Genomic DNA, 14,252 nt, shown 5'->3' with positions numbered 1-14,252 from the left:
ATCACATCAGCCCTGGCTAAGACGCTTATCAATGGCATCAATCAACATGCCGCCTATATCCGTCCCGAAGGTGTCATCCAGCTCCCGGATGCAGGTTGGGCTGGTGACGTTGATTTCGGTAAGGTAATCACCAATCACATCCAGGCCTACGAACATCAAACCTTTTTCTTTGATTACCGGCGCTACCCGCGCACAGATCTCACGGTCACGGTCCGTTAGCTCACGACCCTCGCCCCGACCACCGGCCGCGAGATTTCCGCGATTTTCACCTTGCGATGGAATTCGTGCAAGGGAGTATGGCACTGCCTCACCTTCAATCATCAGAATGCGCTTATCGCCGTTGCTGATTTCAGGAATAAACTTTTGGGCCATCGCCTGACGCGTATCATAATTGGTCAGAGTTTCAATAATCACTCCCAGGTTAAAGTCGTTTTCCTTAATGCGGAAAATGGAATGGCCGCCCATACCGTTCACCGGCTTCATAATAATGTCACCGTGCTGCGCATAAAATTCCCTGAACCGCTTCGCCGACCGACTGACCAGCAGAGGCGGCGTAAGATCTTCAAACTGTGTGGCAAACAGCTTTTCGTTGCAGTCCCGCAGGGTTGCCGCCGGATTAACCACCAGTGCGCCTTGTTGCTCGGCGGACCCAAGAATATAGGTGGCCATCAGAAACTCATCATCGACCGGCGGATCTTTGCGCATCAGGATCACATCAAGCTCACCCAGGGGCAGATCCCGCGCGGTGCCATAGCTGAACCAGTCTTCAGGGTCCTTGCGCACCGTCAGGCTGCGCATGTGGGCCATAGCCTTGCCACCGTCCAGATAAAGGTCAGGTAGCTCCATGTATTCGATTTCCCAGCCGCGGTTTTGCGCAGCCAGCAACATCGCCAATGAACTGTCTTTTTTGAAATGGATATCCTCGATGGGATCCATCACAATTCCAAGTCGAACGGTCATAGTGTCTCTGGCGCTCCTGAGGGGTGAAAAACACGAACCGGTATGCAGAGTAAACCGGGTAATAAGTGCTATGCTGAGAAATCAGATGGTATTGTACCCGAGCCTTGAATGCATCCGGAGAAATCCTGGGTAAATTACGTGATGTTGCAGGCAAAAGTACATTTGGACACAAAGTAATACTTTTTATCAGGCCACTGATAATCTATAAATGCACAGGGTTTATAGAAGAACCTTAAGGTTTATGCTAAAAAGCCCCCGTTTAAAACAATGACAGTCGCTGAGCGCAAGGCACCTGGACAATGGATGACAACTTCGAGAACTTGAAGATCATGGTGATCGACGATAGCAAAACCATCCGTCGCACCGCAGAAACCCTCCTGAAGAAGGTAGGCTGTGAGGTTATCACCGCGACAGACGGTTTTGACGCTTTGGCTAAAATCGCCGACTCACAACCCGATATCATCTTTGTGGATATCATGATGCCCCGCCTGGACGGCTACCAGACCTGCGCGCTCATCAAAAATAATTCCTCATTCAAAAAGACGCCGGTCATCATGCTGTCAAGCAAAGACGGGCTTTTTGACAAGGCCAAGGGTCGCATCGTCGGCTCTGACCAGTACCTGACCAAACCGTTCAGCAAGGATGAGCTGCTCAATACCATTCGCCACTATGTACCTGTGGCACCACAGTAATCCCTGCTGACATATAAAGAACCATCGAGGAACCAATGGCTCGCATTCTGATTGTTGACGACTCTCCTACCGAGGTTAAAAAAATCTCCACCATTCTGGAAAAGCACAAGCACGAAGTGCTTACTGCCGATAACGGCGCAGATGGTGTTGCCAAGGCCCGTGCCGAAACCCCGGATCTGGTACTCATGGATGTGGTTATGCCTGGCCTCAATGGCTTTCAGGCAACCCGCCAACTTACCCGGGCTCCCGAAACGGCTTCCATTCCGGTGATTATTGTCACCACGAAGGATCAGGAAACTGACCGTGTTTGGGGTACCCGCCAGGGCGCCAAAGGCTACTTGGTCAAGCCGGTAAACGAAGACGACCTGATCAACACAATCAACAGCTTGATTGGCTGATCCCAACTTCGGAGAAAGCATGTCCGCACAGGCCGCCCCCTTTGCCGTACTGACGGATATCGCCCGACGCAGCCGATCCATGGCCGCCGGTCTGCCCGAACAGCAAGAAGCCGTTGAACTTTGGAACGGCATCGGCTTTGTTCTTGCAGGCGAGCGCTATGTGGCTCCCATGGGTGAGGTCACTGAAATACTGCACGTTCCCCGGTTTACACATATTCCGGGCGTACGGCCGTTTCTGATGGGTGCTGCCAACGTGCGCGGGCGCCTCCTCCCCTTGGTTGATCTCGCCGGCTTCTTTGACATTCCCCGCTCATCCCGCAGTCAGCGGGAACGGCGGGTGCTTGTGATTGAGCAAGGCGACATCTTCAGTGGCCTGGTGGTCGATTCCGTGTTGGGCATGCAGTACTTTGCAACCGATAGTTTCAAGGCCGCACCCGCGGGTGTGCCTGAAAGCGTTCAGCCGTTTGTTGCAGGCGGCTACGAACGAAACGAAGAAGTCTGGAAAGTGTTTTCCGCAGTCGACCTGCTCGAAGACGAACGCTTTCTTGACGTCGCGCAGTGGTAAGGGTGATGACAGTGGCAGGAAAAACACCCTGACTGCCTGAAACCTCATTAAAACAACTTGCCAAATTCCAGAAGAGGCCGGGAGCCAGAAAATGAAAAACAGAGCCGGAAGAATCGGTACGGGTCAGGGGGGCAACAAACTTGTTGCCGGCCTGATTACCTCGCTGATCGCACTCACTGTCCTGCTCGTTGTGGTCCTGTTTATCATCAACAGGGACAGCCAGAACGACCAGGAATACATTGCCAACTCAGCTGAACTCAGGGTGTTGTCGCAGGAAATCGCGAAAAACGCGACTGAAGCCGCCGGTGGTACCGCCGAGGCGTTCAACCAGTTGCGCCGTTCCCGCGATGAGTTCCAGCAGCTCTGGTCTAACGTGACCGAAGGCAACCCCGAAACCGGCCTGCCGCCCAGTGAATTGGCCCGCGAAAGTGGTGTTCAACAGCATTGGAACTCGGTACGCGAGAACGCAGACAGCATTCTATCCACCCGGGACGCCGTTCTTGGTCTGCACGAAGTAGCACGCACCCTGAACGAAACCATCCCCCAGCTTCAGGTGGAGTACGACGATATCGTACAAATCCTGCTGGATAGCGGTGCACCAGCGGAACAGATTGCACTGGCTCAACGCCAGTCACTGCTTGCAGAGCGTATTGTGCGCTCGGTAAACAACGTACTCTCCGGTGATGAAGACGCCGTAATTGCCGCTGACCGCTTTGGTCGCGACGCCAGCCTGTTTGGACGCGTACTCGACGGTCAGTTGAATGGCAACCCGGCTATGGGCACCACCAAAGTTGATGATGAAGACGCAATCTACGGCCTTGAGGCAGTTGATGAGCTGTTCGAGTTCGTCGCCCAGAACGTAGACGCTATCCTTGAAGCCTCTCCCGACCTCTTCAAGGTACGTAACTCTGCCAGCGACATCTTCCAGAACTCCGAGATTCTGCTGTCTGAACTGTCTGTTCTTGCCGAAAGCTTCCGCGCCCAGAGCGGCTCACGGCTGGTAAGCCCGACTCTGGCCTTTATTATCCTGGCCGCCATGGTCGCCATGGTTGTGTTCATCGGCCTTGCCCTCTACCGGGAAGCCCAAACGCGGCTATCCACTACCCAGGAACAGAACGAGCAAAACCAGAATGCGATCCTGCGACTGCTGGACGAACTGGCCGATCTGGCTGATGGTGACTTGACCACGGAGGCCACGGTAACCGAGGACTTCACCGGTGCCATCGCTGACTCCATCAACTACGCGATCGACCAGATGCGCGGACTGGTACAAGCAATTCGTGGTACTGCGGTGCGAGTGGCCTCGGCGGCCCAGGAAACCCAGTCTACCGCCATGCACCTGGCCGATGCTTCCGAGCACCAGGCCCAGGAAATTGCCGGTGCATCTGCTGCTGTTAACGAAATGGCTGTCTCTATCGACCAGGTATCTTCCAACGCGGCGGAATCTTCTGCGGTTGCGGAGCGCTCGGTTGCCATCGCCAAGAAAGGCGCAGAAGTGGTACAGAACACCATTCGCGGCATGGACAACATCCGTGAACAGATCCAGGAAACCTCCAAGCGTATCAAGCGTCTGGGTGAGTCTTCCCAGGAAATCGGTGACATCGTATCCCTGATCAACGACATTGCTGACCAAACCAACATCCTGTCTCTGAACGCTGCTATCCAGGCCTCTATGGCCGGTGACGCAGGTCGAGGCTTTGCGGTAGTTGCGGACGAAGTTCAGCGCCTTGCGGAACGTTCCTCTGCTGCAACCAAGCAGATTGAAGCGCTGGTTAAGACAATCCAGTCTGACACCAACGAAGCCGTTATTTCCATGGAACACACCACCGCCGAAGTGGTACGTGGTGCACGCCTGGCACAGGACGCGGGTATTGCTCTCGAAGAAATCGAGAACGTATCCATGAGCCTTGCAGAACTGATCCAGAACATCTCCAACGCGGCACGCCAGCAGTCGTCTTCTGCGGCACACATTTCCAACACGATGAACGTTATCCAGGAAATCACCTCCCAGACCTCGTCCGGTACCAACGCGACGGCGAAGTCTATCGGGAACCTGGCGGAAATGGCTTCCGAGCTGCGGTCCTCCGTTGCCGGCTTTACGCTGCCCGAAGAAGATATGGCAGGCCACGACGAAGAGGAAGACAGCAACGTTCCGGTGGTGGGCTGATTTACAGCCCGGGGCTAATGGCGGTTTATGTCTGAACTTCATAACAACCCGTCAACTGCCGAAAGTTCCTGGTGTCTGCGCCGTCTTCCGGAAATGGATAAGGCGCAGTTCAACCAGTGGCAGACCCTACTGGAACACCGTACTGGCATGACACTGCCTGCAGAGCGCCGCTCGTTTCTGGAAACCAATCTGGCCATCCGGATGCGGGAAATAGGCTGCAGTAGCTATCAGGCCTACTACGAAACGATTATCTCGGGGCCGGATGCCATTCGGGAGTGGTCAACGCTGGTGGACCGGCTTACGGTGCAGGAAACCCGCTTTTTCCGGGACCCTGACGCTTTTCGACTGGTCGCCGATTACGTTCTCACACGACCTAGGGAACAGTTCCGAAAACGGCCAATTGAGGCATGGAGCGTCGGTTGCTCCTCCGGTGAAGAGCCTTACACCTTAGCCATGGTGCTGAACGAGTGTATGGCTCAACTGGGACTACAGCCGCTCTATGGCGTTACTGGTTCGGACATCAGCACACCGGTTATCGAGAAGGCCCGGACAGGCCAGTTCAATGCCCGCAAACTGCTGGGCATGGACGAAGACATGAAAACCCGGTATTTCCGCCCGGCCGAGCGGAACACCGTTGAAATTGTCGAAAGCATCCGGGAGCGGGTCTGCTTTACCAGACTGAATGTGTTGGATCTGGATAAAGCGCCCATGCACGGAATGAATATTATCTTCTGCCAGAATTTGCTGATTTATTTCCGTCGCTGGCGCAGACGGGACATTGTCAGGCGTCTTGCAGAGCGGCTGGCGCCCGGGGGACTACTGGTTCTGGGCCAGGGAGAGCTGACCGACTGGCAGCCCCCAGGCCTACAAAAAGTACCCTCGGAACATGTACTGGCGTGGATCAAGCGCCAGACTGACGAAGAATAACCGGAGAGGTTATGGGCAACCACCATGACAACATCGCCCTCGACTGGGTTCGGGGCGAGATACAGGACACGCTGACCCAAGGTCAGCATGCGCTGGAGGCGTACGTTGAAAATCGTGACGATACAGCACGCCTGCGTTTCTGCCTGAATTATCTCCATCAGGTGCATGGCACCCTGCAGATGGTTGAACTATACGGCGCAGCCCTGCTGACCGAAGAAATGGAAAAGCTCACCCAGGCGGTGCTGGATAACAGCGTCGTCAGTGTGGACGAAGCCGTTAATGTTCTGATGGAAGCCATACTTCAGCTCCCACAGTATCTGGAACACCTGGCCAGCAGCCAGGATGATTTCCCCATGGTACTGCTGCCTCTGCTGAACGACCTGCGGGCTGCGCGGGGCGACTCTCTGCTGTCTGACACCTCTCTGTTCAAGCCAGATCTCGCTCCATCGCGCATGCAGGTTGCAGACAATGTGTCGCAGCGCCTGCAAGATCCCAAAGTACTCGGCCACATCCGCAAACTGCGGCAGATGTACCAGTTTGCCCTTGCCGGGATCATTCGCGAAGAAGACCTTGATGCCCAGTTCGTCTACCTGCAGAAGGTTATTCACCGGCTCACCCGCCTTTGCCAGAAAACGCCCCGTGGCGAACTCTGGAAAGCTGCGGCTGCCTTTGTAGAAACACTTCAGGCAAAGGCGAACCCGGTCAACGCAGCGGTCAAGTCCCTGCTTCGGGAGCTCGATAGCGAAATCCGCCGCCTCACCGACGAGCATGGAGATATCCTCGCTCAACCAGCACCCGATGCACTGCTCAAACACCTGCTTTATTACGTAGCACGGGCGCGGGATCTGGATTCCGAAAATGTAAGGGATCTGCGTAGCCGCTACCAGCTTACAGAGGCCCTGCCTTCAGAAGACGATGTAGATGCGGCCCGGAATCGCGTCTCCGGCCCTGGCCGTGAAGCCATCCACTCCGTCGTCAGCGCACTGAATGAAGAACTGGCCAAGCTGAAAGACCAACTGGACCTTTTTGTCCGTTCAGAGCTGCGAACAAACAGCGAGCTTGAAGACCTTCTTCCCGGCCTGGTTCAGGTGGGTAATACGCTAGCGGTGCTTGGCCTGGGTATTCCTCGGAAAGTTATTACCGAACAAATTGAGCTGATTGAAAAGCTGGGAGCCCAAAGCGAACTGGTTGACGACGGCACTCTGATGGATATTGCCGGAGCTCTGCTTTACGTGGAAGCCAGCCTTGCAGGTCTGGATAGCGACCGGCAGCCAGAGCCTTCCTCGAGAAACGTTGACAGCCTTCCTGCCAACCAGGGTTCCCGCGAGCTTGGGGAAGCCAGCAGTGCCCTTCTGAGAGAGTCCCGCAATACGCTGGAGCAAGTAAAGTCAGCGGTTATCAACTTTATTGCATCCCAGTGGGACACCCGTGAAATCGAACACGTCCCCGGCCTGCTCCACAGCATCCGTGGCGGCCTGAGCCTGGTACCGCTGGAGCGTGTTGCCAGCATGCTGGCGTCTGCCGAGCGTTATATTTCTGATGTTCTCCTCAGCGACAAGCATGTTCCCGATTGGAGGCAGCTGGATACCCTCGCAGATGCCATTACCAGTATTGAGTATTACCTTGAGCGACTGGCTGAAGGCATAAGCGACAATGCAGACATTCTTCGGATTGCTGAAGAAAGCCTTGCAGGCCTCGGGTTCCCGGTAGGCGAAGAGCCCACTTGGGGCACTGAATTGGCACAGGATGACGTGCCCGTTGTAGAGCCCATGGCGTCAGAAGATACTGCGGCGCATAGCGGCAGTACCGCCTCCAAAACTTCGGATGAGGAGCTTCTGGACGACGAGATCCTCGGCATCTTTGTGGAAGAAGCCGAGGAGGTTCTGGAAACTATCCACGAATTCTACCCGCGCTTGCGCCAGAACCACGACGACCGCCCGGCACTGACCGAAGTCCGCCGCGCTTACCACACGCTTAAAGGTAGCGGCCGACTGGTTGGTGCCAGAAGCCTCGGCGACCTGGCTTGGTCAGTGGAAAATCTGCTGAACCGGGTAATTGATCAGAGCATCAAACCGACCGACGACCTGTTCTCGTTTATTGATGAAGCTAATGCCCGCATTCCCGCGCTGATTCATGCATTCCGTGACGGCCAAGCCGCCGACGATGTCGCAGATCTGGTTGCTCGTGGGGAAGCCATGGCAACAACCCGTCGCAGTGACAATGAACAAGTGACCGCAGCGGAAACAGCCGAAGTCACTGAGGCGGAAGCAGCGGTTGAAAGCGCTGCGACACCGGAATTGACTGGCGATAGTGAGCAGCAAGACGACCTGATAGACGACGAAATCCTCGAAATCTTTGTCGAGGAAGCCGGAGAGGTTCTGGAAACCATCCGCGAATACCTTCCCATGCTGCTGCGCCAACACGATGACCGCAGCGCACTCTCCGAAGTGCGCCGTGCATTCCACACGCTCAAGGGCAGTGGACGCATGGTTGGTGCGATGGTGGTAGGTGAGCTGGCCTGGTCTATAGAAAATATGCTGAACCGCGTAATCGACGGCAGCACCTTCATGAATGACGACATTGCCAGCCTGCTGGACGAGGCTACGGGCGTTCTTCCGTCTCTGGTCAGTGATTTCGAGAATAAACAGCCGCCGTCGATGGACCCTTCCAGCCTCGAAGCCCGCGCCAAAGCTCTTGCCAATGGGGATATCCCGGACGCAAGCACAATGCCCTCAGCCGAAGATGACAGCGCCTTCGCCAGTAGTGCTATTGAGCTAACGGAACCCGATTACGATACGGATGATGATCGCGACGTTGATCCAGTGTTGCTGGATATCTTCGAGAGTGAAACAGAAACCCATCTGCAAACCCTCAGAGAGTTTTTGGCTGCTGCAGGCGACAAGGTAACCGTCTCTTATACAGACGACCTGTCGCGCGCTCTGCACACCCTCAAAGGAAGTGCCCACACCGCGGGTATAGCGCCGATTGCGGCAGTTATTGCCCCGCTTGAACGCTTCATTAAAGAATCCCGTGCCCAGAACCTGCGCGCAGACCGCGACGTGCTGTCGCTGATTGAGGCTGCCTGCGACTTCCTGACACAAGGTTTGGCTCAGATACGCAATGAGCCTCAGGCTTCGTTGCCGAGCACTGAAGCTTTCCTGGAAAAGCTGGAACGCATATCCAACGACCGGCTTCGCACCTACAGCGAAGAAATCAGCCACGATGGCACACAACCAGCGCCGTCCCAGCTGGTGCAACTGTTCCTCAGTGAAGGGCTAGATGTCGTTCTGGATGCTGACCTTATCCTTGCCCAGTGGGCGGAAACCCCTGAAGACCGGGGCCCGCTCCAACGCCTGACTGCAGAGTTGGCCCAGCTTACTGATGCAGCATCCGACGCCGGGCTGGCCGATGTCGCCGCTTTGTCAGAGGCTCTCCACGAAGTTTATGTAGCCGCCGCAAACCAGAGTGAGGCACCAGAGGATTGGTTCTTCTTATCCGTTCGCAATGCCCACGAGCACCTGATCAACATGATGGATCAGATTGCCGCAGGGTTGGCCACTGAGTCCGGTGACGAGCTGGTGGCCGAGCTTGAAGCGCTCACCCAGGCCCTGCTCGGTGCCGAAACTGAGACCACAAGCGCATTCGACCAGGAATTCACTGAAGATCTGGAGGAAATAGACCTCAGCTTCGATATGGAAGAGCTGGAAGCCACTACAACCAGCGACCTGCCGCTGCCTGAAACTGATGAAGGCGTTGAAGCGTCCGACAGTGACATGGACGACGAACTTGCGGAGATCTTCCTTGAAGAGGCTCGCGAGCTTATCGACAGCACCGCAGAGGCTCTGCAAAACTGGAGCGAAGACACCGGCAACCTCGACATTTTGCGTCTGCTGCAAAGGGATCTTCACACCCTCAAAGGGGGTGCACGCCTTGCCGAAATTGAGGCCGTAGGTGATCTGGCCCATGAGCTAGAAACCCTGTTCGAGGGCCTGACAGATAAGAAACTCTCCGTAAACGACGAGCTGTCTGACCTCTTGTTCCGCTGCCATGACCGTCTCGCCGGCATGGTGGACAACCTGGAAGCCAAGGAATCACCACGCCCGGCACCTGATCTGATCAGCGAAATCCATGCCTACATGGACAACACGAGCCGTTCACGACCGGTTACAGATGTGGCAGCACCGGCTGAGCCGGAAAGCCCTGATTCCGCAGATGATCTGCCGCCGTTGCCTGAGCTTGAGGGTCTTGATGAGCCGGAAACTGCCGACGTCGGCACCGATCTCTCGCACATGGACCCGGAGCTCACCGGCATTTTCCTTGAGGAAGCTTACGACCTGATCAACTCCACAGGCAGCGCCCTGCATGCCTGGAGTGAAGACCCGTCGAACCGGTCCGTGGCAGCAGAACTGCAACGCGACGTTCATACACTGAAAGGCGGCGCCCGCATGGCGGGGGTTGACGCCATTGGCGATCTGACCCACGTTCTCGAAGACCTGTTTGAAAAGGTAGCTGAGGGCCAGCTTGCTTCCAGCAGTGCAATGAACGACCTGCTGTTTGCATGCCACGACCGACTGGCGCAGATGGTTGAACAGGTTGCTACCCAGAAGCCCTGCCCGCCCGCCAACGATCTGGTGGATCAGGTCGAAGCGATTCTCCGTGGCGAATCCTCGCCCACAGAGACAGTTGTTGAGACTGAGGTTGAGTCAGCAGACATTGATACTCCGGCACCACTTCCGGAAATCACGCAAGCTGACGCAAGCCATGACGACGACATTGCCAATATTTTCCTGGATGAAGGCCATGAGATCTACGACGCCATCAGCGAGTGCCTCGACCAATGGCGTGAAGACCCCCAGGCAATGCATGGCGTTCCACAGCTTCAGCAAGAACTGCACACACTCAAAGGTGGCGCTCGACTATCCGATGTCGATCCCATCGCTGAACTGGCGGACGCTTGGGCTGGCGCCCTCGAAGCGGTAACATCGATCCCCGGTAACCAGCGGCTTCTATTAGCCCTGAGCACCCGCGGACTTGATAACCTGAAGTCCATGCTCGGTGAGCTGGCGTTTGGTACAGAGCCAGCGGCAGACCCCGATCTTCTGATGTCCTTCAGCAGTGCCCAAACTCTGGAATCAGACAATTTTGAAGCGTCACCAGAAGTAACGGCCACCGCTGATCAGGAAGCGATTGATCCAGAGATTCTGGAGATCTTCCTGGAAGAGGCTGGCGAGATCATGGACCAGCTGGAGCACCTTCTTGCAGATTGGCGCAAGGATCCTGCCAGCAAACACTTCAATCAGGAAGCTCAACGCGCACTGCATACCTTGAAGGGCGGTGCCCGTTTATCCCAGCTCACGCTGCTGGGTGATAAGGCCCACAATTTTGAATCACGCTTGATTGACCTGGCAGGCAAGTCACCTGATGACACCCAGTGGCAAGCCATTACCGAAGATCACGACGGTATCATTGCCCTGGTTGCTGACATACGCGAACGCTACGAGTCTGGCGCAGTGGCGCCCGCACCTGTGGCCGAAGCTGCACCGGAAGTACAAGTACCCGAAACGCCAGAGGCGCCAGCAGAGCCTACACCAAAGCCTGCGCCTGCCAGGGCCAAAACCTCAAAGCGCATTGTTGATGCACAGCGCGCAGCACAGGAAACCATTCGGGTATCTGCTCCCTTGCTGGATGATCTGGTTAACCTGGCCGGTGAAACCAGTATTACCCGTGGTCGACTGGAACAGCAAAGCAGCGACTTCAGCCATACTCTGGATGAAATGGCTGCCACCATCGAGCGTTTGCGGGAACAGTTGCGCCGGATGGAAATCGAAACCGAAGCACAGATTCTGTTCAGTGCCGAGAAAGAGCATGGTCCAGATTACGGGGACGATTTCGATCCGTTGGAAATGGACAGGTATTCCTCCATTCAGCAGTTGTCGCGGGCTCTGACGGAATCGTCTTCAGACCTCGCAGATCTGCGCGAAACCCTTGCCGACCGGGTGCGGGATACAGAAACCCTGCTGGTTCAGCAGTCCCGTATTAACACGGAACTTCAGGAAGGTCTGATGAAGACCCGAATGATTCCGTTCTCTTCCATGGTGCCGCGCTTGCGCCGGATTGTTCGCCAGATCAGCGGTGAGCTGGGCAAGAAAGTTGAGTTTGATGTACGCAACGCCGAAGGCGAAATGGACCGCACCATACTTGAGCGAATGATTGCGCCGCTCGAACACATGCTGCGTAACGCCATTGACCACGGCATTGAAAAGCCGGCGGACCGAAAGAAGAACGGCAAAGCGGAAGCAGGTGCAGTCACCCTGTCGCTGGCACGCGAAGGTGGCGACGTGGTTCTGCGCATGGTAGACGACGGTGCTGGTATCCCTTCAAATGTCATCCGGGAAAAGGCTATTCGCCAAGGGCTGTTGCGGGAGGATGAAGAACTCTCCGAACGCGAGATTCTGCAGTTTATCGTGCAGCCCGGGTTCTCAACCGCACAGAACATTACCCAGATTTCCGGTCGTGGCGTTGGTATGGACGTGGTCGCCAGTGAAATCAAACAGCTGGGCGGCAGCCTGGACATTGAATCGCAGGTCGGTCGCGGCACCGTGTTCACCGTCAGGTTACCCTTTACCGTTTCGGTAAACCGGGCCCTGATGGTATCCACGGGCGAAGATTTCTACGCCATCCCGCTCAACACCATCGAGGGTATCGTGCGGGTCAGCACTTACGAGCTTGAGGAATACTACAAGCCGGATGCGCCCATGTACGAATACGCTGGCCAGGAATACCGCCTGCAGTACCTTGGCAGCCTGCTGAACAGTGATCACCATCCGAAACTTCAGGGCCAGGCCCTGCCGCTTCCGGTGATTCTGGTTCGCGGTGCCGAGCAACCTATGGCTCTGCAGGTAGATAACCTGATGGGCAGCCGTGAAATCGTGGTTAAGTCGCTGGGGCCGCAGTTCGGCACCGTTCGCGGTGTGTCCGGTGCCACCATTCTTGGTGATGGCAACGTGGTGGTGATTCTCGACCTGCCCGCCATGATTCGTTCCGACATATTGTCTGAGCGCCAGCGTCTGGCCGACCTGGACAAGACAAGAGAGTCTACCCGCTACGAAGAGCGCGCCACGGTTGTCATGGTGGTGGACGACTCGGTTACCGTGCGCAAGGTTACCTCGCGCCTGCTCGAGCGTAATGGCATGGAGGTCATCACTGCAAAAGATGGCCTGGATGCGGTGGCGCAGCTGCAGGATCATAAGCCGGACATCATGCTGCTGGATATTGAAATGCCACGCATGGATGGCTTTGAGGTAGCCAGCTTCGTAAGGCACGATGATAACCTGCGTGATATGCCGATCTGTATGATCACATCCCGAACCGGCGAAAAGCACCGTGAGCGGGCATTGGCCATCGGCGTAAACGAGTACCTCGGCAAGCCGTTCCAGGAGACGGAACTGCTGAAGACCATAGCACGGCTAACCGGTAAGCAGTGATGGCCGGCCAAACCGGTCGGGCTCAGGTCGGCATTGTTTCGGACGTTGTCCTGCAGCGACACAGACTGCAGGCGGCGGCCGCCAAATTCGGCCTTGAGGTGTGTTTCTCTGGTGATCCGGAGCGCCTGCAGAACCATCGTGAGTTCCCGGAAGCCGGGCTCTGGCTGGTGACACTGGAAGACGAGGCAGATCACCCTGCCTTGTTTGATTACCTTCTGGATAACACTGAGGCTCCGGTTCTGTTCGGATTGGATCAGGCACCCGGGGCTGGAAGCACAGAATATTTTCGCTGGGAACGGCGATTGCTGGGCAAGCTGGAACAAGAGCTGGGAGACCTGTCACAGCTGGATTCCAAAGACAGTATCGAAGAGCTTGAAGCAGAAGCCCCGCAAAACCCGGAATCGTCGGAGCTTCCGCAGTGGCTAACCCCTGCGGCACCGGGTTCCGTAGCAGAAGAGATTTGGGTGTTGTGCGCATCGCTGGGTGGTCCGGCGGCCGTGAAAGCGTTTCTGGACTGCCTTCCACCGGGTCTGCCAGTGGGCTTCGTTTATGCCCAGCATATTGACGGGAATTTCGCCGAAGTGCTCACACGGGTGCTTGGCCGCCATGCGCATTACAAGCTGCAGCATGCCGAAGAGAATTACCGGGTTAAAAACGGCGATGTGGTACTGATGCCGGTTGAGCATGAGTGGAAGTTTTCTGCTACTGGCGCTTTGACTGAGCTGGATACACCTTGGCCCGGGCCTTATAGCCCGTCGATTGACCAGGTGTTGCTCAATACTGCAGACCACTACGGCTCCCATTGCCATGCCATTCTGTTTTCCGGCATGGGTAATGACGGCGCAATTGCAGCACCTCTGCTCAAAGCCTATGGTAGCCGAATCTGGGTTCAGGAGAGCTCCAGCTGCGGCAATAGCTCAATGCCGGATTCCGTGGCTGCCACCGGCTGCTCCAGCTTTACCGGCACACCGGAGCAACTGGCCCGGGAACTGGTCAAAACCATCGAAAAATCCTGCCTGCTGAAAGGCCGGCAGAAACGGGGCTCCGCCTGAGGACACA

At 56.1% G+C, this 14,252-nt stretch carries 8 protein-coding genes; 7 read left to right on the top strand and 1 reads right to left on the bottom strand.

Annotated elements, in window-relative coordinates; genetic code table 11:
• Positions 1–6: 6 nt before the first annotated feature.
• Positions 7–960 (bottom strand): glutathione synthase, encoded by a 954-nt coding sequence (gene gshB / locus Q0824_RS14120; protein WP_298451977.1) that lies wholly within the window; start codon positions 958–960, stop codon positions 7–9.
• Between the two features lie 299 nt (positions 961–1,259).
• Between gshB and pilG the strand changes: the two genes are divergently transcribed.
• The 7 genes from pilG (at position 1,260) to Q0824_RS14085 (ending at position 14,245) form a co-directional block, all read left to right on the top strand.
• A complete protein-coding gene (gene pilG / locus Q0824_RS14115) occupies positions 1,260–1,652 on the top strand; it encodes a twitching motility response regulator PilG (protein ID WP_100637866.1) in 393 nt (130 codons plus the stop codon).
• Positions 1,653–1,687: 35 nt separating this feature from the next.
• The gene (gene pilH / locus Q0824_RS14110) at positions 1,688–2,050 is read left to right on the top strand and encodes a twitching motility response regulator PilH (protein WP_298451969.1); all 363 of its coding nucleotides are present in this window, start codon (positions 1,688–1,690) and stop codon (positions 2,048–2,050) included.
• A gap of 19 nt (positions 2,051–2,069) precedes the next feature.
• A complete protein-coding gene (locus Q0824_RS14105; protein ID WP_298451966.1) occupies positions 2,070–2,615 on the top strand; it encodes a chemotaxis protein CheW in 546 nt (181 codons plus the stop codon).
• A 91-nt stretch (positions 2,616–2,706) separates the two neighbouring features.
• Positions 2,707–4,782 (top strand): methyl-accepting chemotaxis protein, encoded by a 2,076-nt coding sequence (locus Q0824_RS14100; protein ID WP_298451963.1) that lies wholly within the window; start codon positions 2,707–2,709, stop codon positions 4,780–4,782.
• Positions 4,783–4,809: 27 nt separating this feature from the next.
• The gene (locus Q0824_RS14095) at positions 4,810–5,709 is read left to right on the top strand and encodes a CheR family methyltransferase (protein WP_298451960.1); all 900 of its coding nucleotides are present in this window, start codon (positions 4,810–4,812) and stop codon (positions 5,707–5,709) included.
• Between the two features lie 11 nt (positions 5,710–5,720).
• Positions 5,721–13,193 (top strand): Hpt domain-containing protein, encoded by a 7,473-nt coding sequence (locus Q0824_RS14090; RefSeq protein WP_298451957.1) that lies wholly within the window; start codon positions 5,721–5,723, stop codon positions 13,191–13,193.
• Complete coding sequence (locus Q0824_RS14085; RefSeq protein WP_298451954.1) at positions 13,193–14,245, top strand: chemotaxis protein CheB; 1,053 nt, start codon at positions 13,193–13,195, stop codon at positions 14,243–14,245. The genes Q0824_RS14090 and Q0824_RS14085 overlap by 1 nt, the downstream gene beginning before the upstream one ends.
• Positions 14,246–14,252: the final 7 nt, after the last annotated feature.

The organism is uncultured Marinobacter sp., assembly GCF_947488835.1.
Taxonomy (GTDB): Bacteria; Pseudomonadota; Gammaproteobacteria; order Pseudomonadales; family Oleiphilaceae; genus Marinobacter.
Note: the sequence above shows the minus strand (reverse complement) of the source record. Positions and strands in the feature narration are given on the sequence as shown.

Coding starts and splice junctions, on each gene's coding strand:
- gshB (WP_298451977.1), bottom strand. CDS start 960: ATGACCGTTCGACTTGGAATTGTGATGGATCCCATCGAGGATATCCAT.
- pilG (WP_100637866.1), top strand. CDS start 1,260: ATGGATGACAACTTCGAGAACTTGAAGATCATGGTGATCGACGATAGC.
- pilH (WP_298451969.1), top strand. CDS start 1,688: ATGGCTCGCATTCTGATTGTTGACGACTCTCCTACCGAGGTTAAAAAA.
- Q0824_RS14105 (WP_298451966.1), top strand. CDS start 2,070: ATGTCCGCACAGGCCGCCCCCTTTGCCGTACTGACGGATATCGCCCGA.
- Q0824_RS14100 (WP_298451963.1), top strand. CDS start 2,707: ATGAAAAACAGAGCCGGAAGAATCGGTACGGGTCAGGGGGGCAACAAA.
- Q0824_RS14095 (WP_298451960.1), top strand. CDS start 4,810: ATGTCTGAACTTCATAACAACCCGTCAACTGCCGAAAGTTCCTGGTGT.
- Q0824_RS14090 (WP_298451957.1), top strand. CDS start 5,721: ATGGGCAACCACCATGACAACATCGCCCTCGACTGGGTTCGGGGCGAG.
- Q0824_RS14085 (WP_298451954.1), top strand. CDS start 13,193: ATGGCCGGCCAAACCGGTCGGGCTCAGGTCGGCATTGTTTCGGACGTT.